Below are 21,967 nucleotides of genomic sequence, written 5' to 3' on the forward strand. Positions count from 1 at the left end.
GAGGCCGCCGCCGCAGCGGCCGCGGCGGCGGCAGCCGCGGCGGCGGGCGGCGGGGGCGGATCCGGCGGCGGCGTGCAGAGCTCGGGCTGGGCGAAGCCCGCGTACGGCTACATCTCCGAGTACTACGGCCCGCGCGAGGTCATCTGCAGCGGCGGCTACTGCACCAACCCGTTCCACTACGCGGTCGACATCGCCACCGGGTGCTCGGCGCCCATCTACGCGGCCTCGAGCGGCACGGTCGTCTACGCGGGCTGGTCGGGCAGCTACGGCAACTTCATCAAGATCGACCACGGCGGCGGCATCTCCACGGGCTACGCGCACATCCGGCCCGGCGGCATCTTCGTCGGCTACGGCGAGCAGGTGTCGGCGGGCGAGAACATCGCGTCGAGCGGCACCACGGGTGCGTCGACCGGGTGCCACCTGCACTTCGAGGTCTACGACGGGTGGAGTCGCATCGACCCGATCCCGTTCATGTCGGCGCGGGGCGTCTCGCTGGGCTGAGCGGCGCTGCCAGGCGCGACGCGCCCGACGACGCGGAAGGGGCGAGCCGCACGGCTCGCCCCTTCTCCATGAGCGGATGCCGCAACCACGCGACATCCGCTCGACACCCGGTCAGTGACCGGGGAACGCCTCGATCGCCTTCTGGATGAGCGACTCGGCCTCGGCCGCGTTCGCCCAGCCCTCGGTCTTGACCCACTTGCCGGGCTCGAGGTCCTTGTAGTGCTCGAAGAAGTGCTCGATCTCCTTGCGGGTGAACTCGGGGATGTCGTCGACGTCCAGGATGTGGTTCCAGCGGGGGTCGCCCGCGGGTACGGCGATGACCTTGGCGTCGCCGCCGCCGTCGTCGGTCATGTGGAAGACGCCGACCGGGCGAACGGTCACGCCCACGCCCGGGAAGAGGGGGTACTCGAGCAGCACGAGCACGTCGAGCGGGTCGCCGTCGTCGCCGAGCGTGTTCTCGAAGAATCCGTAGTCGGTGGGGTAGGAGAACGAGGTGTACAGCACGCGGTCGAGGAAGACCCGTCCGGTCTCGTGGTCGACCTCGTACTTGTTGCGGCTCCCCTTGGGGATCTCGATGACGGCGGCGTACTCGCCCATGCTGGTTCTCCTGTCGGTGGAAGTCTCGCCGGCCGCCCGGATCGGGCACGCGATCGGCGCAATAAGGTTACTTGATGCCTTCCGACGAGCCCACGGGCGAGCGAGCGGATGCCGCGACCGGGCGGCGTCCGCGCCTGACACCGCCGATCGCCGACGTGCGGCGCGCGGTGCGCGCGGTGCTCGGGCCCGTCGGTCGAGCAGCGCCGGAGGCGCGTCTCGAGACCACGGGATCGCACGGTCTCGAGACGCCGGCTGCGCCGGCTGGTCGACCGGCGGATGCGCCCCTCGTGCTCGTCGCGCTCTCGGGCGGGGCGGACTCGCTCGCGCTCGCCGCCGCCACCGCGTTCGAGGCCCCGCGCGCAGGCCTGCGGGCCGGCGCCGTCATCGTCGACCACGGCCTGCAGGAGGGCTCCGCGGAGGTCGCGGCCCGTGTCGGCGCGCAGGCGATCGCGCTGGGGCTCGATCCGGTGCTCGTGCGTCGCGTCGACGTGTCGGGCGAGGGCGGCCCCGAGGCATCCGCTCGCACCGCGCGGTACGCCGCCCTCGACGCGGCCGCCGTCGAGACCGGTGCCGCGCTCGTGCTGCTCGGACACACCCTCGACGACCAGGCCGAGACGGTGCTGCTCGGCCTCGCCCGAGGCGCCGGCGCCGCGAGCCTCGCGGGCATGCCCGCACGCTCGGGCCGCTACGTGCGACCGCTGCTCGGCATCCGTCGGGCGACCACCCGGCAGGCCTGCGTCGACGCGGGGCTCGCCCCGTGGGACGACCCGCACAACCTCGATCCTGCGTACGCACGCGTGCGCGTGCGCGAACGGGTGCTGCCGGTGCTCGAGGCGGAGCTCGGACCCGGCATCGCCGAGGCCCTCGCCCGCACCGCCGACCAGCTGCGCGAGGACGACGAGGCGTTCGCCGCCCAGATCGACGAGGTCATCGAGGAGCTCTGCGAGCCCGCCGAGGCCGGCATCGCCGTGTCGGCCGGCGCGCTCGCCGCCAACCCCGCGGCCCTGCGGCAGCGCATCATCCGCCACGTCGTCGCGAGCGAGTTCGGCGTCGCCCTCTCCCGCAGCCAGACCCTCGAGGTCGCCCGGCTCGTGACCGACTGGCACGGCCAGGGGCCCATCGACCTGCCCGGATGCCGCGCCGCCCGCGTCGCCGGGCGCATCGAGTTCAGCGCCCGCTGACGGGGCTAGGCTCGTGGCATCCGTTCGCAGCGACAGAAGGAGCCCGGGCATGGACGCGCGCGAGATCGAGGCCGACCTCAACGAGACGCTCGTGACGGAGGCGGAGATCCACGCGAAGCTCGCCGAACTCGCCCGTCGCATCGAGGCCGACTACGAGGGCCGGGACATCCTGCTCGTCGGCGTGCTCAAGGGCGCCGTCATGGTCATGGCCGACCTCGCCCGCGAGCTCCGGCCGCACGTCACGATGGACTGGATGGCCGTCTCGTCGTACGGCGCGGGCACGCAGTCGTCGGGCGTCGTGCGCATCCTCAAGGACCTCGACTCCGATCTCACCGGCCGGCACGTGCTCATCGTCGAGGACATCATCGACTCGGGCCTCACCCTGAGCTGGCTGCTCGGCAACCTCAGGTCGCGCGGTGCGGCATCCGTCGAGATCTGCGCGCTCTTCCGCAAGCCGGATGCCGCGAAGGTCGAGGTGCCCGTCAGGTACATCGGGTTCGACATCCCGAACAAGTTCGTCGTGGGCTACGGACTCGACTACGCCGAGCGCTACCGCAACCTGCGCGACGTGGCGGTGCTCGCGCCGCACGTCTACTCCTGACCTCATCGAGGCGCACGGCTCCTCACCGGGCGGGGAACGGCCGATCCCTCGACGACGGCTCGGGGCGCCTTGGCAGCCCACAGCGAACACGCGGCCGACGTCCAGCGCCGCCGGGGTAGCCTGTGTGGACCATGAACATGAAGAAGATCCTGCGCGGGCCGGTCATCTACATCCTGCTGGCGATCGTCGCCGTGTGGATCGGCTCGAGCCTCATCACCGCTTCCGGCTTCCGTGAGGTCTCGACGCAGGAGGGGCTCCAGCTCCTCGACGACGGCAAGGTCGCGTCGGCCAAGATCGTCGACGGCGAGAATCGCGTCGACCTCACCCTCACCGAGGCCGACAAGGACCTCGGCACCCAGGTGCAGTTCTACTACGTCACGCCGCGCGGCACCGACGTGGTGCAGGCGATCGACAGCGCGAAGCTCAAGGACGGCTTCAACGACGAGGTGCCGCAGCCGAACTGGTTCCTCTCGATGCTCGGCATCCTGCTGCCGCTCGTGCTCATCGGCCTCTTCTTCTGGATCATGCTCTCGGGCATGCAGGGCGGCGGCAACCGCGTCATGCAGTTCGGCAAGTCGAAGGCGAAGCTCGTCTCGAAGGAGAGCCCGAAGGTCACCTTCGACGACGTCGCAGGCGCCGACGAGGCCATCGAGGAGCTCCACGAGATCAAGGACTTCCTGAAGGATCCCGCGCGATTCCAGGCGGTCGGCGCGCGCATTCCCAAGGGCGTGCTCCTCTACGGCCCTCCCGGAACCGGCAAGACGCTCCTCGCCCGCGCGGTCGCGGGTGAGGCGGGCGTGCCGTTCTACTCGATCTCGGGTTCCGACTTCGTCGAGATGTTCGTGGGCGTCGGCGCGAGCCGCGTGCGCGACCTCTTCGACCAGGCCAAGCAGAACGCCCCGGCGATCATCTTCGTCGACGAGATCGACGCGGTCGGTCGCCACCGCGGCGCCGGCCTCGGCGGCGGGCACGACGAGCGCGAGCAGACGCTCAACCAGTTGCTCGTCGAGATGGACGGCTTCGACCCCAAGACGAACGTCATCCTCATCGCGGCGACGAACCGCCCCGACATCCTCGACCCAGCCCTGCTGCGCCCCGGCCGCTTCGACCGCCAGATCGGCGTCGACGCACCCGACCTCAAGGGCCGCATGAAGATCCTCCAGGTGCACGCCAAGGGCAAGCCGCTCGCGAAGGGCGTCGACCTCGAGGTGCTCGCGCGCAAGACGCCGGGCTTCACGGGCGCCGACCTCGCGAACGTGCTCAACGAGGCCGCTCTCCTCACGGCGCGCTCCAACGCGCAGCTCATCGACAACCGCGCGCTCGACGAGGCCGTCGACCGCGTGATCGCCGGTCCCCAGCGCCGCTCCCGCGTCATGAAGGACAAGGAGAAGCTCATCACGGCCTATCACGAGGGCGGACACGCGCTCGCGGCGGCGGCGATGAACTACACCGATCCCGTGACGAAGATCACGATCCTCCCGCGCGGCCGCGCCCTCGGCTACACCATGGTGCTCCCGCTGGAGGACAAGTACTCGATCAGCCGCAACGAGCTCCTCGACCAGCTCACCTACGCCATGGGCGGTCGCGTCGCCGAGGAGATCGTGTTCCACGACCCCTCCACCGGCGCCTCGAACGACATCGAGAAGGCCACCTCGACGGCCCGCAAGATGGTCACCGAGTACGGCATGAGCGCGAACGTCGGCGCCGTCAAGCTCGGGCAGTCGCAGGGCGAGGTCTTCCTCGGCCGCGACATGGGCCACCAGCGCGACTACTCCGAGGAGATCGCCGAGCGCGTCGACACCGAGGTGCGCACGCTCATCGAGCAGGCGCACGACGAGGCGTGGCAGGTGCTCAACGACAACCGCGACATCCTCGACCGCCTGGCCCTGGAGCTGCTCGAGCACGAGACGCTCGACCACAACCAGATCGCCGAGATCTTCGCGGACGTCAAGAAGCTCCCGCCGCGTCCCCTGTGGCTCTCGAGCGACCGCCGTCCGGTCTCCGACCGCCCGCCGATCGCGTTCCCGACCCAGAAGGCGCCGATCGACCAGGGCGCCGTCGACGGCGGCGTGGACTCCGGCACGAAGGTGGCCGACGAGTCCGCCCCGGCGCGCGCGCCCCGCAGCAACCCGCGTCCCGCGACCGCCTGACCCGTCGTCCGCGACGGCGCGACCGAGGAGGAGGGTGACATGACGGGGGTGGATGCCGCCCGCATCGAGCGTGCCGTGCACGAGCTGCTGCTCGCGATCGGCGAGGACCCCGAGCGCGACGGCCTGAAGCGCACGCCCCAGCGCGTCGCCGAGGCCTACGCCGAGTTCTTCGGCGGACTCGACGCCGACCCCGTCGCGATCCTCGCCGACGCCGTGCCCATCGGCACCACCGACTCCGGAGCCCAGGCGACCTCCGATGCCGTCATGATGCGCGGCATCGACTTCCGGTCGATGTGCGAGCACCACCTGCTGCCGTTCACGGGCGTCGCGCACGTCGCGTACGTGCCCGACGAGCGGATCGTCGGGCTGGGCCGCATCCCGGCCGTCGTCGACGCGCTCGCGAGCCGCCCGCAGCTGCAGGAGCGACTGGCGGAGCAGATCGCCGACGCGCTCGAGGCGGGGCTCGCGCCGAAAGGCGTGCTCGTCGTGCTCGACGCGACGCACGGCTGCGTCACGACCCGCGGCGTGCGTCAGGAGCGCACCTCGACCGTCACGATCGCCAGCCGCGGCGTCCTCGCCGAACCGGCCGCGCGCGCCGAGATCATCGCGCTCATCGGATCGGGCCACGGTGTCTGACGCCCGCCGGTCGAGTGGCGCGCAGCGCGTATCGAGACCGCCGGCCCCATCGGGTCCCGAGAGGCCGGCCGCGGCGGCGACTCGATCGCCGCTCGTCATGGGCGTCGTGAACGTCACGCCCGACTCGTTCAGCGACGGCGGCCGGTGGTTCGACGCGGATGCCGCGATCGCCCACGGCGTCGAGCTCGTCGCCGACGGCGCCGACATCGTCGACGTGGGCGGCGAGTCCACCCGGCCGGGCGCGGCGCGCGTCGAGCCCGAGGAGGAGCTGCGCCGGGTCGTGCCGGTCATCCGCGTGCTCGCGGCCCGCGGCATCCGGGTGAGCGTCGACACCATGCGCGCCGCCACGGCCGCCGCCGCCGTCGAGGCGGGCGCCGAGATCATCAACGACGTGTCGGCCGGGCTCGCGGATGCCGCGATGGCGCGTATCGCGGCCGACTCCGGCGCACGCTACGTCGCCATGCACTGGCGCGGGCACTCGGACCGCATGGACGAGCTCGCGGAGTACCGCGACGTGGCCGCGGAGGTGCGGGACGAGCTCGCCCGCCGCGTCGACGCCCTCGTCGCCGCGGGCGTCGCGCACGACCGCCTGATCCTCGACCCCGGACTCGGGTTCGCGAAGCGCGGCGAGCAGAACTGGGAGCTCCTCGCACGCCTCGACGTGCTGGCGGCGCTCGGACTTCCGCTGCTCGTCGGCGCCTCGCGCAAGCGGTTCCTCGGCGCGCTGCTGCCCGAGGGTGCGCCCGTCGAGGACCGCGACCTGCCCACCGCGGTCGTGAGCGCCCTCTCGGCGCAGGCCGGGGTGTGGGCCGTGCGGGTGCACGACGTGCGTTCGACCCGCATCGCCCTCGACGTCGCACGCGCATGGCAGAGTGGACGCCGTGGCTAGCACTCGCGACCGGATCACGCTCACGGGCATCCGTGTGCGCGCGCATCACGGCGTCTTCGACTTCGAACGCGAGCAGGGCCAGGAGTTCGTGATCGACGTGTCGGTCGCCGTCGACCTCGCCGCCGCGGCATCCGGCGACGAGCTCGCCCGCACCGTGCACTACGGTGAGCTGGCCGTCGCGGTGGCCGAGGCGGTCGAGCGCGACCCCGTCGACCTCATCGAGACCGTCGCCGAGCGCGTCGCGGGCGTCGCCCTCGGCTTCGCCGGCGTCGAGGAGGCCGAGGTCACGGTGCACAAGCCCGGAGCACCCATCTCGGTGCCGTTCGAGGATGTGTCGGTCACGGTCGTGCGGAGCCGCGCATGAGCCGCGCCGTCATCGCCTTCGGGGCGAACCTCGGCGACCGCGAGGCCACGATCGACGAGGCAGTGCGCGAACTCGCCGACGCGCCCGGCGTCGACCTCATGGCCGTCTCGCCCATCTACGAGACCGCGGCGATCAAGCACGAGGGTGTCGACCGCAGCGCACCGCGCTACCTCAACGGCGTCATCATCGTCGAGACCGTGCTCGAGCCGCACGCCCTGCTCGACCTCCTGCAGCGCATCGAGCAGCAGCACGGTCGCGTGCGCGCCGAGCACTGGGGCGATCGCACGCTCGACCTCGACCTCATCGACCTCGACGGGCGCGTGGTCGCCGACGACCGGCTCGTGCTGCCGCATCCGCGGGCGTGGGAGCGGGCGTTCGTGCTGCAGCCGTGGCTCGACCTCGAGCCCGAGGCCGAGCTGCCGGGGCGCGGGCCCATCGCGGCGCTGCGGGCGGCCGCATCCGACGAGGTGGTTCGACGGTGAGGCGCACGCACGCCTCGGCCCTCGTCGCATTCGTGGTGTCCGGGCTCGTCATCGGCTACCTCGGCGAGCTCGCGATCGTCTCCGCGGGCTACTCGGCGCTCGTGCCGCCGCTCTCGCTGCCCATCACGCTCGTGGGCGTGGGGGTGCTCGTCGTGGCGCTCGCGTGGCCCATCCGCAGAGCGGTGAAGGGCTCGTCGAAGGCGCGCATCGACCCGTTCCGGGCGATGCGCATCGCGGTGCTCGCGAAAGCGTGCAGCGGCAGCGGTGCGCTCGTGTTCGGCGCCGGAATCGGCATCTCGCTGTACCTGCTCACGCGCAGCGTCGTGCCGTCGGCGAGCACCGTGTGGCTGGCGGTCGCCACCGCCATCGGCGCGGCACTGCTCATGGTCGGCGGCCTCGTCGCCGAGTACTTCTGCACGCTGCCGCCGCCCGAGGACACCGAGGAGGAGGGTCACGCGCATGCCTGACCCGCTCGCGCACGAGCACGATGTCGAGGGCGACGGCGCGCCATCCGTGCCGGCCCGGGAGCCGATTGCGGCCCCGCCGGTGCCCGACGTTGCCGGCGAGGTCCGCGCCGAGGGCCCCGCCGGGGCAGCCGTGACGGCGGCCCCTGCCCGTACCGCGCCCGACGACACCGGCTGGCGACGGGTCTCGCCGAAGTACGTGGTGGTCGAGGTCGTCGGCTCGCTCATCGGCACCGCGGTGCTCGTCGGCGGCCTGCTGATCGTGAACGCCCTGTTCGACCTCACGTGGGCCGTGTGGATCGCCGTCGCCGTCGGCATCGCCGCGCTCATCGGCATCGCGTTCGAGCCGCGCCGCGTCCGCTCGATCGGGTATCGCCTGCGGGCCGACGACCTCGTGTTCCGGCGGGGCATCATGTTCCAGCGCCAGGTCGCCGTGCCGTACGGGCGCATGCAGCTCGTCGACATCACGCGGGGGCCGGTCGCACGCGCCCTCGGCCTGGCCGACCTCCGGTTCGTCACCGCCGCCGCTGCGACCGCCGTGACGCTGCCCGGCCTGCCGCTCGAGGACGCGGAGTCACTGCGCGACGAGCTCGTGGCCCTCGCCGAGACCCGCCGGGCCGGACTGTGAGCAGTCCCGCCGTCACGGACGCGGGGCACGGCCTCGCCGACGGGGAATGGCATCGCCTGCACCCCGCGAGCCCGCTGCTTCGGGGCGGCCTCGTGCTGCTCGGCGTGCTCGGCTTCATCATCGCCAACCTGCGGGAGCGGGTCATCGACGTGTTCCTGGTGCTCGTGGCGCCCGGCGGCGACGAGGGCTTCCCGGGCTCGCCCGACGGCGACGACTGGGCGGGCGACCCGATCGACGCGATCGTGGCGAACGGCCTCGTCGGGTGGGCGCTCGTCGCGGTCGCCGTCGTGCTCGTGGTGCTCATCGTGGGGTTCTGGCTCTCGTGGCGCATGCACACCTTCCGGGTCACGCACGAGGCCGTGGAGGTGCGCAGCGGCATCCTGTTCCGCTCGCATCGCAGCGCCCGCCTCGATCGCGTGCAGGGCATCAACGTCTCCCGGCCGGTGTTCGCGCGGCTGTTCGGCACGGCGAAGCTCGACATCTCGGTCGCGGGCCAGTCGGGCAACGTGCAGCTCGCCTACCTCGGCTCGGCGGCGGCCGACCGGCTGCGCGGCGACGTGCTGCGGCTGGCATCGGGCATCCGCTCCCAGCGCGCGGCCGCACCGGCGGCCGCATCCGTCGGCGACGATCACCTCGCCCTCGGGGGCATGCCGGCGGGCGCGGATGCCGCGACCGGCGTCCCCGCGGCAGGCGGAGTCCCCGGCGGCATCCCGCCGGGCACTCGCGCCGGTGCCCTCGTCGGCCGGCGCATGGAGGAGTTCCTCGCCCCCGAGCTCGACCCCGGCCTGGCGCCGCCCGAGTCGGTCGTGCACCTCCCGGCCGGCCGCGTCGTCGCGTCGACCCTCCTCGGCGGCGCCACCGTGTGGTTCGCGATCATCGCCGTCGTGATCGCCGTGGGCCTCTCGACGGGCGCGTTCTGGGTGCTGTTCACGTTCGTGCCCGCGGCGATCGGCCTCGTGAGCTACGTCTGGTCGCGCATCACGAAGTCGCTGCGGTACTCCATCGCGGGCACGCCCGACGGCGTGCGCATCGGCCACGGACTGCTCTCCACGGCGAACCAGACCATCCCGCCGGGCCGCGTGCACGCCGTGGAGGCGACGCAGTGGCTGCTGTGGCGGGCCTTCGGCTGGTGGTCGGTGCGCATCAACCTCGCCGGGCAGTCGCTCTCGGGCAACAACGAGCAGGTGCAGCGCACGCTCGTGCTCCCCGTCGGCACGATCGCCGACGTGCATCGCGTGCTCGGCCTGCTGCTGCCCGACGCGGCCGCGGCGGTCGATCCGCTCGTCGACGCCGGCCTCACGGGTGGTGGCGGCGACGCCGGGTTCACGCAGCCGCCGCGCCGCGCGGCCTGGCTGCGACCGTTCTCGTGGCGGCGCACCGGCTGGGCGAGTGCCGCGGGCATCGTGCTCGTGCGCCGCGGCGTGCTGCTGCGCCGGCTCGTGCTCGTGCCGCTGGCGCGCATGCAGTCGGTGGCGATCGAGGTGGGGCCCGTCCGACGCGCGCTCGGGCTCGCGGCGCTGCGCGTGCACACCGTGGCCGGGCCGGTGACGGCCGTCGTGCCGGTGGTGGCGCGATCCGAGGCCGATGCCGCGTTCGAGCGCCTCGCGCACGAGGCGGTCGTGCGTGCCGCCGGCGACCACTCCGAACGATGGGGGGCATCCGCGCATGCGAGCTGAACAACGAGCGGGCCGGCTGGGCGTCGGAACCATCGGGGCCGGCCGGGTCGGCGCGGTGCTCGCCTCCGCGCTCGCCGGGGCGGGTCACGCCCTCACCGGGGTCGCCGCGGTCTCCGAGGCGAGTCGCGAGCGCGCGGCCGCCATGCTGCCCGCGGTGCCGGTGCTCCGGATCCCCGAGATCGTCGAGCGCAGCGAGCTCGTGCTGCTCGCCGTGCCCGCCGACGAGCTCCCCGAACTCGTGGAAGGGCTCGCCGCGGCCGGCGTCTGGCGCCCGGGGCAGCTCGTCGTGCACACCGCTGCGCGCTACGGCGTGGGCGTGCTCACGCCCGCCCTCCGGGCCGGCGCCATCCCGCTCGCCATCCATCCCGCCATGTCGTTCACCGGCACGAGCATGGACCTCGCGCGGCTCGCCGGCACCTGGTTCGCGGTCACGGCGCCGGCACCCGTGCTGCCGATCGCGCAGGCCCTCGTCGTCGAGATGGGCGGCGAGCCGTTCGTGGTCGCCGAGGCCGACCGCGCGGCCTACGCCGAGGCGATCGATACGGCGGTCTCGTTCTCGACCGCGATCGTCGACCAGGCCACCGGTCTCCTCGAGGGCATCGGCGTCGCCCGTGCGGGCGCGGTCCTCGCGCCCCTGGTGCGCAGCTCGGTCGAGAACGCGCTCGCCCGGCACGACCGGGGACCGCTGCCCGACGGTGCGAGTACGATCGACGAGGCCGGAATCGATCGGCCGCTGGGAGGTGGCGAGTGACGAAGCTCACTGCCCGCACACGAACCGTTCCGACGATCGCCGAGCTGCGCGCGCTGCTCGCAGAGCGCCGTGCCGGCGGTGCATCCGTCGCCCTCGTGCCCACGATGGGCGCCCTGCACGAGGGCCACCTCTCGCTCGTGCGCCGGGCGCGGGAGCTCGCCGACGTCGTCGTCGTGTCGATCTTCGTGAACCCGCTGCAGTTCGGCCCATCCGAAGACCTCGACCGCTACCCGCGCACGCTCGAAGCGGATGTCGCCGCCCTCGGCGAGCTCGGCGTCGACGTCGTGTTCGCGCCCGCCGTGGCCGAGATGTACCCGCGCGGTGCGAGCGACACCACGGTGCACGCCGGGCACATCGGCGACCGCTACGAGGGCGCCTCCCGTCCTGGCCACTTCGACGGCATGCTCACCGTCGTCGCGAAGCTCTTCCACATCGCCCAGCCCGACGTGGCGCTCTTCGGCCAGAAGGACGCCCAGCAGGTCTTCCTGGTCGCGCGCATGGTCGACGACCTCGACTTCCCGCTCGAGATCGTGTCGGTGCCCACCGTGCGCGAGCCCGACGGCCTCGCGCTGTCGAGCCGCAACCGCTACCTCCTCGGCGACGAGCGCCGGGCCGCGCTCACGCTCGCCGAGTCGTTGCGGGCAGCGGATGCCGCGGCCGCCCAGGGCACGGCGGAGCTGCTCGCCGAGGCGACGGCCGCCTTCGGCGACCACGACGGCGTGAGCCTCGACTACCTCGTCGTCGTCGACCCTGCGACCTTCCTCCCCGTCGACGACGCCTTCCGCGGCACCGCGCTCGTGCTCGTCGCCGCCGTCGTCGGCTCGACGCGACTCATCGACAACGCGTTCGTCACCATCGGCTGACCCGCGGTCCCGCGAACCCTGCAGGTTCGCACAAGTAGGCTGGTGCACGCACGATTCCGCCGACCGAGAGTGAACGATGGCCGAGACCAACACGGATGCCGCAGCCGAGCCGACCGCCGAGGAGATCTCGGAGCAGAAGGCCGTGCGGCTCGCCAAGCGCGAGCGGCTGATCGCGGCATCCGACGATCTCGGCGGGGGCGCCTACCCGGTCCGCCTGCCGATCACCGCGACGATCCCCGAGGTGCGCGACCGGTTCGTGGGCCTCGGCGTCGACGAGGCGAGCGGTGAGCAGGTTGGCCTCGCCGGCCGTGTGGTGTTCTCGCGCAACACCGGCAAGCTCTGCTTCGCCACTCTGCAGTCGGGCGACGGCAGCCGCATCCAGGCCATGATCTCGCTCGGCGAGGTGGGTGAGGAGTCGCTCGCGGCGTGGAAGGAGCTCGTCGACCTCGGCGACCACGTGTTCGTGGCGGGCGAGGTCATCACGAGCCGCCGCGGCGAGCTCTCGATCATGGCGAAGGAGTGGCAGATCGCGGCGAAGGCGATCCTGCCGCTGCCGAACCTGCACAACGAGCTGTCCGAGGAGACGCGCGTGCGCAGCCGCTACCTCGACCTCATCGCACGCGATCAGGCCCGCCGCAACGTCATCGACCGTGCCCGGGTCAACGCGAGCCTGCGCCGCACCTTCGAGGGGCTCGGCTTCATCGAGGTCGAGACGCCGATGCTGCAGGTCATGCACGGCGGGGCATCCGCTCGCCCGTTCGTGACGCACTCGAACGCCTTCGACACCGAGCTCTACCTCCGCATCGCGCCCGAGCTCTACCTCAAGCGCGCCGTCGTGGGCGGCATCGAGCGCGTCTTCGAGATCAACCGCAACTTCCGCAACGAGGGCGCGGATTCCACGCACAGCCCCGAGTTCGCGATGCTCGAGGCGTACGAGGCCTACGGCGACTACACCACCATGGCCGACCTGACCCAGAAGCTGATCCAGGATGCCGCGCTCGCGGCCACCGGCACGCACGTCGTGACGTGGGCCGACGGCACCGAGTACGACCTCGGCGGCGAGTGGGACCGGCTCTCGATGTACGGCTCCCTCTCCGAGGCGGTGGGGGAGGAGATCACCGCCGAGACCCCCATGTCCCGCCTCCAGCAGCTCGCCGACGCCGAGGGCATCGAGATCGACCACCCGCTGCCGGGCAAGTTCGTCGAGGAACTGTGGGAGCACCACGTGAAGGGCGGCCTCGAGCGGCCCACGTTCGTCATGGACTTCCCGCTCGACACCTCGCCGCTCGTGCGGCAGCACCGCTCGAGCCCGGGCGTCGTCGAGAAGTGGGACCTCTACGTGCGCGGCTTCGAGCTCGCAACCGGCTACTCCGAGCTGGTGGACCCGGTGGTGCAGCGTGAGCGCTTCGTCGCGCAGGCGCACCTCGCCGCGGCCGGCGACCCCGAGGCGATGCGCCTGGACGAGGAGTTCCTGCGCGCGCTCGAGTTCGGCATGCCCCCGTCGGGCGGCATGGGCATGGGCATCGACCGGCTGCTCATGGCGATCACGGGCCTCGGCATCCGTGAGACCATCCTCTTCCCCCTCGTCAAGTAGCCAGGCGCCCGCGCCTCGCGTCGGTCGAGCAGCGCGAGGCGCCGCGACAGCCGTCGGTCGAGTAGCGCGGAGCGCGTATCGAGACCACGATCGGATCGGAACATGAACGACTACCTCCCCAAGAAGGAACTCGAGCCCGAGCCCGACCCGAAGAAGCCGTCGACCGCGCGCCTCGCGATCTGGATCATCGTGGGCGCCATCGGCCTCTACCTCGTCGGCTCCGGAATCTGGGGCATCGTCGCCGGCGGCTGAGGCTCCCACCGCTCCCGACGCCGCCCGGCCGGCCCGGCCGACGTCCCACCCCGCCATGCACGTGACGGAAGCAGGGCGACACGCCGTCGCTGCTGCGGAAGCAGGCGTGAGCGGCGGCGTGGCGGCATCCACCACCTGTCCTCGTCACTGCCGGCGCAGGAGCCGCCATCCACAACACAGGTCCGACCGGCCCGCGGCGGGGCGCCTTGCCACGAGGATCGCCGCATGTCCGACCTCGCCTTCGACCTGCGGCGCTGCGGCGGCCTCGCCCGCAGTGCGCAACTCCGCTCGTGGGGTCACACCCACCGGAGCATCCGGGCCGCGATCGACGCGGGACAGGTGCGCCGAATCGGCAGGTCGTGGATCGCATCGGCCGAGGCGAATCGGGAGGCCGTCCGTGCCGTCGCGGCGCGAGGGATCCTCGGTGGCGAGAGCGCGTTGCGCAGCCACGGCATCTGGGTGTCCCGCGACACCGGCACGTGCATCGTCTCCCCGCCGACGGCCAGCAGGCTGCCGGCACTCGGACGTGGCGAGTACCGGATCCACCGCCGGTGCACGGTCGTCCCGGGCTCGCCGTGGCGCGTCGGGGTGGTCGACGCGCTCGCACAGCACCTCCCGCGCGTGGCCGAGGCGGAACATGCGGTGGCGACGCTCGACAGCGCCCTGAACCGGCGGTTGCTCACCCCGACCGGGCTCGAGCTGTTGATGCAACGGATGCCGCGTCGCATCCGCCGCCTGAGGTCCCGGCTCGACGGCAGCGCCGAATCGGGCCTCGAGTCCCTGCTGCGGCTCGCCATCGAGCGGGAAGGATGGCGGGTCGAGTCGCAGGTGCGTGTCGCAGGGGTCGGACGCGTCGACCTCGTGGTCGACGGCTGGCTCGTCATCGAGGCCGACGGATCGGCCTGGCACGACGGCCACGAGGCCATCGAGCTCGATCGCGAGCGGAACGCCGCGCTCGTCCTTCGCGGGTACCGGTGGCACCGATTCGGGTATCGGCAGGTCATCGACGACCTGGCGGGCTGCATCGCGGTGATCCGTGCGCTGCTGGCCGGCGGGCGCCCCAACGCGTGACGCGAGAGCAGGAGCCTGGTCCGTCGGGATGTCGCCGGCTCCTGTTCTCGAGGCCCACGCGGTGCGGCGTCCTGTTCTCGTGACGGCGGGCGCGCGGGACGGCGGGCGGGTCGGACGGCGGGCGGGTCGGGGTCGGCGAGTGCGGGGCCGGCGCAGGCGCCCGTTCCTGACACGAGAACAGGAGCCGGGGACGTGTCGGATGTCATGCGCTCCTGTTCTCGTTGCCGACGCGGCGTGTCCTCCTGCTTTCGGGCCGGGCCCGCGGCATCCGTGTCACGAAACCGAGGAATGCCCCGTATTCTGGAGGGGCTATGGACGACTTCTGGGTGAACGCGATCTGGTCGATCGCGCCGACCGTGCTCATCGGCCTGCTGTTCTGGTTCGTGATGCGCTCGATCGTGCGCGCCGACCGCAACGAGCGCGACGCCTACGCCCGGATCGAGGCCGAGGAGCGCGCCAAGCTCGGTCGCGAGCGACCGGCAGCCTGATCCGGATGACGGCGGAGCAGACGACCACGGTCGTCGCACTCATCGCGATCCTCGTCGACCTCGTCATCCGCGTCATCGCCGTCATCGTGGTGCCGCGCAACCGCCGTCCCACCGCGGGCATGGCGTGGCTGCTCGCGATCTTCTTCATCCCCTACGTCGGAATCATCTTCTTCCTGCTCATCGGCAACCCGAAGCTGCCGAAGCACCGCCGCGAGAAGCAGGCCGAGGTCGACCGCTTCATCCGCGATTCGACGCTCGGCGTCGAGCGGGTGAGCGACAGCGCCGCATGGCCCGCGTGGTTCGAGGGCGTCGTGCGGCTGAACCGCAACCTCGGGGCGATGCCCCTGATCGGCTCGAACAGCGCCACGCTCATCGGCGACTATCAGGCGTCGCTCGACGCCATGGCCCACGCGATCGACGGCGCGAAGCAGTACGTGCACGTCGAGTTCTACATCTTCGCGTACGACACCACGACCGCCGGCTTCTTCGACGCGCTCGGCCGAGCCGTCCAGCGCGGCGTCGAGGTGAAGGTGCTGCTCGACCACATCGCGTCGGTGCGCGTGAAGGGCTACCGCAAGACCCTCCGGCGCCTCGACGACATGGGCGTCGCGTGGCAGTTCATGCTTCCCGTGCAGCCGCTCAAGGGCAAGTACCAGCGCCCCGACCTGCGCAACCACCGCAAGATCCTCGTGGTCGACGGCGAGGTCGGGTTCACGGGCTCGCAGAACGTCATCGACCGCAGCTACCACAAGCCCGGCAACCTCCGCCGCGGCCTGAAGTGGCAGGAGCTCGTCGCCCGGGTCGAGGGGCCGATCGTGTCGGGCCTCGACGCGATCTTCGCGACCGACTGGTATCTCGAGACGGGCGAGGCGCCGTCGCGCGGCGACATCACGCCGTTCGAGCAGGAGGGCGAGGCGCAGGACCTCGACTGCCAGGTGGTGCCGAGCGGGCCGGGCTACCCGAACGAGAACAACCTCAAGCTCTTCCTCGCGCTCATGTACGCGGCGAAGGAGCGGATCATCCTCACGAGCCCGTACTTCGTGCCCGACGAGGCGATGCTGCGGGCGATCAGCGGCGCCACCCAGCGCGGTGTGCACGTCGAGCTGTTCGTCTCCGAGATCGGCGACCAGGCGCTCGTGTACCACGCGCAGCGCTCCTACTACGAAGCCCTGCTGCGGGCGGGCGTTCGCATCTACATGTACCAATCGCCCTACATCCTGCACTCCAAGCACTTCACGATCGACGACGACGTCGCGGTGATCGGCTCGAGCAACATGGACATCCGCTCATTCGAGCTCAACGCGGAGATCTCGCTCCTCGTGCGCGGCGCCTCCTTCGTGCGCGACATGCGCGCCGTCGAGGACCGCTACCGCGAGCAGAGCCGCGAGCTCACCCTCGACGAGTGGATGCAGCAGCCGGTGCGCTCGACGATCCTCGACAACCTCGCGCGCCTGACCTCGGCCCTGCAGTAGCGCTCGCCCGGCCGATCGGGCGTCGGCGACCCGGTGTGCCGAGCCGTGACGCGCATCGGGCGAGCGGATGCCGCGGCGCGGCGCTGTCCGCAGGTTGCGCCGCCTTCGCCCCGGCGCCCCCGGCACCCCGGGCACCCGGCACCGCGGTCCGGCCGGCCGCCGGACCGTGCCGCGCACCCTCCAACGCCTGCATCGGGCGTTGCCCGCGCCGCCCGCGGCATCCGATGTGACAATTTCTGCGAAACTCTTGCATTCTGTGAGAACTCCTCGCTAAACTCACATAAACGCAGGAATGCAGACAGACTCGGGCAAGGAGGCCACATGTACGCGATGGAGCGTCACGAGCACATCCTCACCGCGCTCGGCCAGACGGGCCGGGTCTCGGTCGCCGGCCTCGCCGACGAGCTGCACGTCGCCGCAGAGACCATCCGCCGCGACCTCGACGCGCTCGAGCGCGCCGGCCACGTGCGACGGGTCCACGGCGGTGCCGTGAGCGCGTCGCGGGCGAGCCTCGCCGAGACCACCGTCATCGAGCGCACGGGTCACCGCACCGAGGCGAAGCGGGCGATCGCCCGGGCCGCGCTCGCACTCGTGCCGCCGACGTTCACCGGCTCCATCCTGCTCGACGCGGGCACGACCACCGGGGCCCTCGCCGACGCGCTCGCCACCTGGCAGCCCGAGGCCGGCGTGCCGCCGCTCACCGTCTACACGAACTCCGTGCCGATCGCGGCGCTGCTGCACGGCAACCCCAGCCTCGTCGTGCGCGTCATCGGTGGCACCGTGCGCGGCATCACGAGCGCCGCGGTCGGCCCGACGGCCGTCGCCCAGCTCGCCGACATCCGGCCCGACATCGCGTTCATCGGCACCAACGGGCTGAGCGCCGAGTTCGGCCTCTCCACCCCTGACGAGCTCGAGGCGCAGGTCAAGCGCACCATGGTCGACCGCTCACGGCTCGCGGTCGTGCTCGTCGACGCATCCAAGCACGACGACGAGGCGCTGCACCGGTTCGCCTGCCTCGACGAGGTCGACGTGGTCATCACCGACGCGCCCCCCGGCCCCGCGCTCGCGGAGGCGCTCGACGAAGCAGAAGTGGAGGTGCGGGTCGCATGATCGTCACGCTCACCGTGAACCCGTCGCTCGACCGCACGGTCGAGCTCGCCCAGCCGCTCGAACGCGGCGAGGTGCAGCGCGTCGCCGCGAGCACCGAGGAGCCCGGGGGCAAGGGCGTCAACGTCACCCGCGCGCTCGCCGCATCCGGCGTCGACAGCATCGCGGTGCTGCCCGGCCGGGCCGACGACCCGCTGGTCGTCGCCCTGCACGCGGCGCAGCTGCCCGTCGCGGTCGTGCCGATCGCGGGCCGACTGCGGTCGAACCTCACGCTCACCGAGCCCGACGGCACCACGACGAAGCTCAACGAGCCCGGGCCGGTACTGTCGGCCGACGAGCAGGCGGCGCTCGTCGACGAGGTCGTGCGACGGTCGGCGGATGCCACGTGGCTCGTGCTCGCCGGCTCACTGACCCCCGACCTCGCCGCCGACTTCTACGTGCGCGTCGTCCGCGCCGTGCGCGCCGCCGGACTCGACTGCCGCATCGCGGTCGACACCTCCGGCGCCCCGCTCGCCGCGCTCGTCGACTCCGGAGCGGACGTCGACCTCATCAAGCCGAACGGCGAGGAGCTCGCCGAGCTCGTCGGCGTCCCCGACGCAGACGTCGACGCGCTCGAGGCCGACCACGAGCGGGTCGCCGGCCTCGCAGCGGGGCTCGCGCCCCGCGGCATCCGCTCGGCCCTCGTGACCCTGGGCGCGGCCGGTGCCGTGCTCGTGACCGGCGAGGGAGCCTGGTTCGCCCCGGCTCCCCGCATCGTGCCCCGCAGCACGGTGGGAGCGGGCGACAGCTCGCTCGCCGGGTTCCTGCTCGCCGTGACCGAGGGAGCGGGGCCCGACCGGGCCCTCGCCCAAGCGGTCGCCCACGGGGCGGCCGCCGCCTCGCTTCCCGGCTCCGCGGTTCCCTCCCGGGAGCTCGCCGATGCATCCGCACTCACCGCAACCCCGATCCGGGACGTCGTCGTCCCCACCCCCCTCTAGGAGGAACCAGCACATGGATACCGTCATCGAACCCCGGCTCGTCGCCCTCGACGAGCAACTCGGCGCGACCAGCTCCGAGGTCATCCGAGCGCTCGCGGGCCTCGTGGTCGACGCGGGCCGCGCCGACGACGCCGAAGCGCTCTTCGCCGACGCCTGGGCGCGCGAGGAGAAGGACAGCACCGGCGTGCCCGGCGGCATCGCGATCCCGCACGCCAAGTCCGACGCGGTGAGCGTGCCCACACTCGCGGCGGCCCGGCTCCCCGTCGGCGTCGACTTCGGCTCGTTCGACGGGCCCGCCGACCTCATCTTCCTCATCGCGGTGCCGAAGGAGGCCACGCAGGACCACCTCGCGGTGCTCTCGACGCTCGCCCGCTCGCTCATCCGAGAGGACTTCGTCGCAGGGCTGCGCGCGGCCCCCGACGCCGAGGCGTTCGTGGCGCTCGTGAACGAGGCGCTCGCCCCGGTGGCCGAGCCGGCCCCTGCCGCAGCGGCCGTGCCCGCAGCGGCAGCAGGCGCAGCGGCAACGGCGGCAGGCGCAGCGGATGCCGCAGCCGCCACCGGTGCCGCCAAGCCCGTGCTCGTCGCCGTCACCGCGTGCCCCACCGGCATCGCCCACACCTACATGGCGGCCGACGCCCTCTCGGCGGCGGCCGAGAAGGCCGGCGTCGAGCTGCACGTCGAGACGCAGGGCTCGTCGGGCGCGAAGCCCCTCGCCCCCGAGGTGATCGCGAGCGCGTCCGCCGCGATCTTCGCGGTCGACGTCGACGTGCGCGACAAGGCGCGGTTCGCGGGCAAGCCCGTGGTGCAGGTGCCGGTCAAGCGCGGCATCGACGACCCCGCCGGGCTCATCCGCGAGGCGCTCGCCGCGGCCGACAACCCCAACGCCGCTCGCGTCGCGGGCGACGCGGCCGCTGCCGGCGCCGCCACCTCGGCGAAGGAGGAGCATTTCGGGCAGAAGATCAAGCGCGTGCTGCTCACGGGCGTCAGCTACATGATCCCGTTCGTCGCAGGTGGTGGCCTGCTCATCGCCCTCGGCTTCCTGCTCGGCGGCTACGACATCACCGCCAACGCGACCGAGATCGTGCTCGGCAACACGATCTTCAACCTGCCTCCGGGCGGCCTCGCCGAGTACTTCGGCGCGGTGTTCTTCTCGATCGGCGCGATCTCGATGGGCTTCCTGGTGCCGGCGCTCGCGGGCTACATCGCCTACGCGATCGCCGACCGTCCCGGTATCGCCCCCGGATTCGTGGTGGGCTCGGTGTCCGTGCTCATGGGCGCCGGCTTCCTCGGCGGCCTCGTGGGCGGCCTGCTCGCGGGCTACGTCGCCCTCTGGCTGACCCGCCTCTCGGTGCCGCGCTGGCTCGCCGGCCTGATGCCCGTCGTGATCATCCCGCTGCTCGGTTCGATCGCGGCATCCGGCCTCATGCTCGTCGTGTTCGGCGGACCCATCGCAGCCCTCACGAACGCCCTGAACGCCTGGCTCTCGGGCCTCACCGGCGCGAGCGCGATCGTGCTCGGCCTGATCCTCGGCGCCATGATGGGCTTCGACCTGGGTGGTCCGGTCAACAAGGTCGCCTACGCGTTCGCGGTCGCCGGCCTCAGCACGGGCTCGCCCGACAACCAGGCGCCGTGGATGATCATGGCCGCCGTCATGGCCGCCGGCATGGTGCCGCCGCTCGCGATGGCACTCGCCACCGTGCTCGACCGTCGCCTCTTCACCCCGGTGGAGCGCGAGAACGGCAAGGCGGCGTGGCTGCTCGGCGCCGCGTTCATCTCGGAGGGCGCGATCCCGTTCGCCGCGGCCGACCTGCTGCGCGTCATCCCGGCGACGGTCATCGGCGGTGCGATCGCGGGTGCGATCTGCATGGGCATGGGCGTCACCTCGCAGGCCCCCCACGGCGGCATCTTCGTGTTCTTCGCGATCGGCAACCTGCTCTGGTTCGTGCTCGCGATCGCCGCGGGCTCCGTCGCCGCCGCGCTCGTGGTCATCGCCCTCAAGCGCTGGGCGCACCGCCGCCCGGTCGAGGCGTCGGTGGGCGTGGCCGAGCCCCAGGTGGCCACGGCCTGAGCCGCTCCGCCTGATCCGATCCGACGGCCGGTCCCTCGCGGGGCCGGCCGTCGGCGTTCAGCGTCGCGGCTTCAGCCGCACCGTGGGGAGTTCGGGCGCGGGGAGGGGCCTGCCCTCGTACCCGGAGACGGTGCCGAACGGGCCGTCGGGGTCGTTGCGGTCGATCACGTCGGACTGCCACCGGCGGCGGAACTCGACGACCTCGTCGTGCGACCGCCCGATGAAGTTCCACCACATCACGAGCTCCTCGCCGAAGGGCACGCCGCCGAGCAGCACGACCCGTGCGGGCCCGTCGACTGCGGTGAGCCGCACCCGGTCGCGGCCCGGCTCCAGGTAGGCGAGCTCGCTCCAGGCCACCTCGGTGGCCTCGTCGGCGCCGGCCGCCTCGAGGCGCACCGGCCCCAGGTCGACGAGCACGCCGTGCTCGAACGCGGGGTCGAGCGCGAGCTCGACGACGCCGCCCGCGGGAAGGTCGACCTGCGCCCCGAGCAGCGGTGAGAAGACGGTGACGGCCGAGGATGCCGCATCCGTCGCGCTGCCCGCGAGCTCGCCGACGAACACCCGCACGGTGGCATCGCCGACCGCGAACGGCGTGGTGTCGGCGTGCTCGAAGAACGGCGCGACGTGGCGGGATGCGTCGGGGAGCGCAACCCACAGCTGCACGCCGTGCAGGCGCGTGGTGCCGGGAGTGGAGACCTCGGAGTGGGAGATGCCCCGCCCCGCGGTCATCAGGTTCACGGAACCGGGGCGCACGAGTTCGTGGCTGCCGGCGGAATCGCGGTGCTCGATCTCGCCCTCGAAGAGCCAGCTCACGGTCTGCAGTCCGGTGTGCGGGTGCGGCGGCACGACCATGCCGCCGGTGAGGGCGACGTCGTCGGGCCCGTAGTGGTCGGCGAAGCACCACGCGCCGATCGTGGTGCGACCGCGCTGGGGGAGCGTGCGGCGCACGGGCATCGCGCGAGGACCGCCCAGCGGCACCTCGCGGTACTCGAGCACCTGCACCACCGGGCCGGTCGGCACGTCGGCCGCGCACAGCAGTTCGACGGGGTCGCGTTCCAGGTTGCTCATGCCGGAATCCTACGCGGGGCGGCCGACCCGGCGACGGGTCGACGGGGCCGCTCCGGCCCGTGCGCTGGGCCCGCGACAGGCGACAGC

General features: G+C 72.5%; 24 protein-coding genes. 21 read left to right on the forward strand and 3 right to left on the reverse strand.

Annotated elements, in window-relative coordinates:
• Positions 1-501 (forward strand): M23 family metallopeptidase (locus EDM22_RS11480; RefSeq protein ID WP_138708074.1); only part of this gene is annotated, 501 nt, incomplete at its 5' end.
• A 111-nt stretch (positions 502-612) separates the two neighbouring features.
• Here EDM22_RS11480 and ppa read toward each other — a convergent pair.
• Positions 613-1,098 (reverse strand): inorganic diphosphatase, encoded by a 486-nt coding sequence (gene ppa, locus EDM22_RS11485; protein ID WP_122937197.1) that lies wholly within the window; start codon positions 1,096-1,098, stop codon positions 613-615.
• A 74-nt stretch (positions 1,099-1,172) separates the two neighbouring features.
• Here ppa and tilS point away from each other — a divergent pair, with 74 nt between their 5' ends.
• From tilS to EDM22_RS19570, 14 genes are all read left to right on the forward strand, one after another.
• On the forward strand, positions 1,173-2,279 hold the full coding sequence (gene tilS, locus EDM22_RS11490; RefSeq protein WP_122937198.1) for a tRNA lysidine(34) synthetase TilS: 1,107 nt from the start codon (positions 1,173-1,175) through the stop codon (positions 2,277-2,279).
• A gap of 49 nt (positions 2,280-2,328) precedes the next feature.
• The gene (hpt, locus tag EDM22_RS11495; RefSeq protein ID WP_122937199.1) at positions 2,329-2,880 is read left to right on the forward strand and encodes a hypoxanthine phosphoribosyltransferase; all 552 of its coding nucleotides are present in this window, start codon (positions 2,329-2,331) and stop codon (positions 2,878-2,880) included.
• A gap of 131 nt (positions 2,881-3,011) precedes the next feature.
• Positions 3,012-5,030 (forward strand): ATP-dependent zinc metalloprotease FtsH, encoded by a 2,019-nt coding sequence (gene ftsH, locus EDM22_RS11500; protein WP_122937200.1) that lies wholly within the window; start codon positions 3,012-3,014, stop codon positions 5,028-5,030.
• A gap of 39 nt (positions 5,031-5,069) precedes the next feature.
• Complete coding sequence (folE, locus tag EDM22_RS11505; RefSeq protein WP_122937201.1) at positions 5,070-5,666, forward strand: GTP cyclohydrolase I; 597 nt, start codon at positions 5,070-5,072, stop codon at positions 5,664-5,666.
• Between the two features lie 97 nt (positions 5,667-5,763).
• Positions 5,764-6,555, forward strand: a complete 792-nt coding sequence (gene folP, locus EDM22_RS11510) for a dihydropteroate synthase (RefSeq protein WP_122937202.1) — start codon at positions 5,764-5,766, stop codon at positions 6,553-6,555.
• Entirely contained in the window at positions 6,548-6,919 is a 372-nt protein-coding gene (gene folB / locus EDM22_RS11515; protein ID WP_245989338.1) for a dihydroneopterin aldolase, read from the forward strand. The genes folP and folB overlap by 8 nt, the downstream gene beginning before the upstream one ends.
• On the forward strand, positions 6,916-7,401 hold the full coding sequence (folK, locus tag EDM22_RS11520; protein ID WP_122937204.1) for a 2-amino-4-hydroxy-6-hydroxymethyldihydropteridine diphosphokinase: 486 nt from the start codon (positions 6,916-6,918) through the stop codon (positions 7,399-7,401). The genes folB and folK overlap by 4 nt, the downstream gene beginning before the upstream one ends.
• Positions 7,398-7,868, forward strand: coding sequence for a DUF3180 domain-containing protein (locus EDM22_RS11525; RefSeq protein WP_122937205.1), 471 nt, complete (start codon positions 7,398-7,400; stop codon positions 7,866-7,868). The genes folK and EDM22_RS11525 overlap by 4 nt, the downstream gene beginning before the upstream one ends.
• Positions 7,861-8,493 carry a PH domain-containing protein gene (locus EDM22_RS11530; RefSeq protein ID WP_122937206.1) on the forward strand — a complete coding sequence of 211 codons (633 nt, stop codon included), beginning with the start codon at positions 7,861-7,863 and terminating at the stop codon, positions 8,491-8,493. Before EDM22_RS11525 ends, EDM22_RS11530 begins: the two co-directional genes overlap by 8 nt.
• Positions 8,490-10,169 carry a PH domain-containing protein gene (locus EDM22_RS11535; protein WP_122937207.1) on the forward strand — a complete coding sequence of 560 codons (1,680 nt, stop codon included), beginning with the start codon at positions 8,490-8,492 and terminating at the stop codon, positions 10,167-10,169. The genes EDM22_RS11530 and EDM22_RS11535 overlap by 4 nt, the downstream gene beginning before the upstream one ends.
• Positions 10,159-10,920, forward strand: a complete 762-nt coding sequence (locus EDM22_RS11540) for a Rossmann-like and DUF2520 domain-containing protein (protein ID WP_122937208.1) — start codon at positions 10,159-10,161, stop codon at positions 10,918-10,920. Before EDM22_RS11535 ends, EDM22_RS11540 begins: the two co-directional genes overlap by 11 nt.
• Positions 10,917-11,783, forward strand: coding sequence for a pantoate--beta-alanine ligase (panC, locus tag EDM22_RS11545; protein WP_122937209.1), 867 nt, complete (start codon positions 10,917-10,919; stop codon positions 11,781-11,783). Before EDM22_RS11540 ends, panC begins: the two co-directional genes overlap by 4 nt.
• A gap of 76 nt (positions 11,784-11,859) precedes the next feature.
• The gene (gene lysS / locus EDM22_RS11550; protein WP_122937210.1) at positions 11,860-13,377 is read left to right on the forward strand and encodes a lysine--tRNA ligase; all 1,518 of its coding nucleotides are present in this window, start codon (positions 11,860-11,862) and stop codon (positions 13,375-13,377) included.
• 102 nt (positions 13,378-13,479) lie between these two features.
• On the forward strand, positions 13,480-13,629 hold the full coding sequence (locus EDM22_RS19570; RefSeq protein WP_170964104.1) for a hypothetical protein: 150 nt from the start codon (positions 13,480-13,482) through the stop codon (positions 13,627-13,629).
• Here EDM22_RS19570 and EDM22_RS20260 read toward each other — a convergent pair.
• On the reverse strand, positions 13,584-13,856 hold the full coding sequence (locus EDM22_RS20260) for a hypothetical protein (protein ID WP_465251356.1): 273 nt from the start codon (positions 13,854-13,856) through the stop codon (positions 13,584-13,586). The genes EDM22_RS19570 and EDM22_RS20260 overlap by 46 nt on opposite strands.
• Between EDM22_RS20260 and EDM22_RS11555 the strand changes: the two genes are divergently transcribed.
• The 6 genes from EDM22_RS11555 to EDM22_RS11575 all read left to right on the forward strand — a co-directional run bounded on the left by EDM22_RS11555 (position 13,855) and on the right by EDM22_RS11575 (position 20,812).
• Positions 13,855-14,700, forward strand: coding sequence for a hypothetical protein (locus EDM22_RS11555; RefSeq protein ID WP_122937211.1), 846 nt, complete (start codon positions 13,855-13,857; stop codon positions 14,698-14,700). The genes EDM22_RS20260 and EDM22_RS11555 overlap by 2 nt on opposite strands.
• A 311-nt stretch (positions 14,701-15,011) precedes the next feature.
• Positions 15,012-15,188, forward strand: coding sequence for a hypothetical protein (locus EDM22_RS19575; RefSeq protein ID WP_170964105.1), 177 nt, complete (start codon positions 15,012-15,014; stop codon positions 15,186-15,188).
• Between the two features lie 5 nt (positions 15,189-15,193).
• Entirely contained in the window at positions 15,194-16,660 is a 1,467-nt protein-coding gene (cls, locus tag EDM22_RS11560) for a cardiolipin synthase (RefSeq protein ID WP_122937212.1), read from the forward strand.
• A gap of 321 nt (positions 16,661-16,981) precedes the next feature.
• Positions 16,982-17,770: a DeoR/GlpR family DNA-binding transcription regulator gene (locus EDM22_RS11565; protein ID WP_122937213.1), complete on the forward strand. Its 789-nt coding sequence runs from the start codon at positions 16,982-16,984 to the stop codon at positions 17,768-17,770.
• Positions 17,767-18,744 carry a 1-phosphofructokinase family hexose kinase gene (locus EDM22_RS11570; protein WP_122937214.1) on the forward strand — a complete coding sequence of 326 codons (978 nt, stop codon included), beginning with the start codon at positions 17,767-17,769 and terminating at the stop codon, positions 18,742-18,744. The genes EDM22_RS11565 and EDM22_RS11570 overlap by 4 nt, the downstream gene beginning before the upstream one ends.
• Positions 18,745-18,757: 13 nt before the next feature.
• The gene (locus EDM22_RS11575) at positions 18,758-20,812 is read left to right on the forward strand and encodes a PTS fructose transporter subunit IIABC (protein WP_122937215.1); all 2,055 of its coding nucleotides are present in this window, start codon (positions 18,758-18,760) and stop codon (positions 20,810-20,812) included.
• Positions 20,813-20,869: 57 nt separating this feature from the next.
• On the opposite strand, the gene EDM22_RS11580 is transcribed toward EDM22_RS11575, so the two are convergent.
• Positions 20,870-21,880, reverse strand: coding sequence for a pirin family protein (locus EDM22_RS11580; protein ID WP_122937216.1), 1,011 nt, complete (start codon positions 21,878-21,880; stop codon positions 20,870-20,872).
• Positions 21,881-21,967 lie beyond the last annotated feature (87 nt).

The sequence above is a fragment of the Agromyces tardus genome, from assembly GCF_003710805.1.
Classification (GTDB): Bacteria; Actinomycetota; Actinomycetes; order Actinomycetales; family Microbacteriaceae; genus Agromyces; species Agromyces tardus.

Excerpts from the sequence above, each read along its gene's own strand:
- folP (WP_122937202.1), top strand. The coding sequence starts at position 5,764 with ATGGGCGTCGTGAACGTCACGCCCGACTCGTTCAGCGACGGCGGCCGG.
- cls (WP_122937212.1), top strand. The coding sequence starts at position 15,194 with ATGACGGCGGAGCAGACGACCACGGTCGTCGCACTCATCGCGATCCTC.
- EDM22_RS11530 (WP_122937206.1), top strand. The coding sequence starts at position 7,861 with ATGCCTGACCCGCTCGCGCACGAGCACGATGTCGAGGGCGACGGCGCG.
- folE (WP_122937201.1), top strand. The coding sequence starts at position 5,070 with ATGACGGGGGTGGATGCCGCCCGCATCGAGCGTGCCGTGCACGAGCTG.
- EDM22_RS11580 (WP_122937216.1), bottom strand. The coding sequence starts at position 21,880 with ATGAGCAACCTGGAACGCGACCCCGTCGAACTGCTGTGCGCGGCCGAC.
- lysS (WP_122937210.1), top strand. The coding sequence starts at position 11,860 with ATGGCCGAGACCAACACGGATGCCGCAGCCGAGCCGACCGCCGAGGAG.
- EDM22_RS11540 (WP_122937208.1), top strand. The coding sequence starts at position 10,159 with ATGCGAGCTGAACAACGAGCGGGCCGGCTGGGCGTCGGAACCATCGGG.
- EDM22_RS11570 (WP_122937214.1), top strand. The coding sequence starts at position 17,767 with ATGATCGTCACGCTCACCGTGAACCCGTCGCTCGACCGCACGGTCGAG.
- EDM22_RS20260 (WP_465251356.1), bottom strand. The coding sequence starts at position 13,856 with ATGCGGCGATCCTCGTGGCAAGGCGCCCCGCCGCGGGCCGGTCGGACC.
- tilS (WP_122937198.1), top strand. The coding sequence starts at position 1,173 with ATGCCTTCCGACGAGCCCACGGGCGAGCGAGCGGATGCCGCGACCGGG.
- EDM22_RS19575 (WP_170964105.1), top strand. The coding sequence starts at position 15,012 with ATGGACGACTTCTGGGTGAACGCGATCTGGTCGATCGCGCCGACCGTG.
- EDM22_RS11565 (WP_122937213.1), top strand. The coding sequence starts at position 16,982 with ATGTACGCGATGGAGCGTCACGAGCACATCCTCACCGCGCTCGGCCAG.
- ppa (WP_122937197.1), bottom strand. The coding sequence starts at position 1,098 with ATGGGCGAGTACGCCGCCGTCATCGAGATCCCCAAGGGGAGCCGCAAC.
- hpt (WP_122937199.1), top strand. The coding sequence starts at position 2,329 with ATGGACGCGCGCGAGATCGAGGCCGACCTCAACGAGACGCTCGTGACG.
- folK (WP_122937204.1), top strand. The coding sequence starts at position 6,916 with ATGAGCCGCGCCGTCATCGCCTTCGGGGCGAACCTCGGCGACCGCGAG.
- EDM22_RS19570 (WP_170964104.1), top strand. The coding sequence starts at position 13,480 with ATGAACGACTACCTCCCCAAGAAGGAACTCGAGCCCGAGCCCGACCCG.
- EDM22_RS11555 (WP_122937211.1), top strand. The coding sequence starts at position 13,855 with ATGTCCGACCTCGCCTTCGACCTGCGGCGCTGCGGCGGCCTCGCCCGC.
- EDM22_RS11575 (WP_122937215.1), top strand. The coding sequence starts at position 18,758 with ATGGATACCGTCATCGAACCCCGGCTCGTCGCCCTCGACGAGCAACTC.
- ftsH (WP_122937200.1), top strand. The coding sequence starts at position 3,012 with ATGAACATGAAGAAGATCCTGCGCGGGCCGGTCATCTACATCCTGCTG.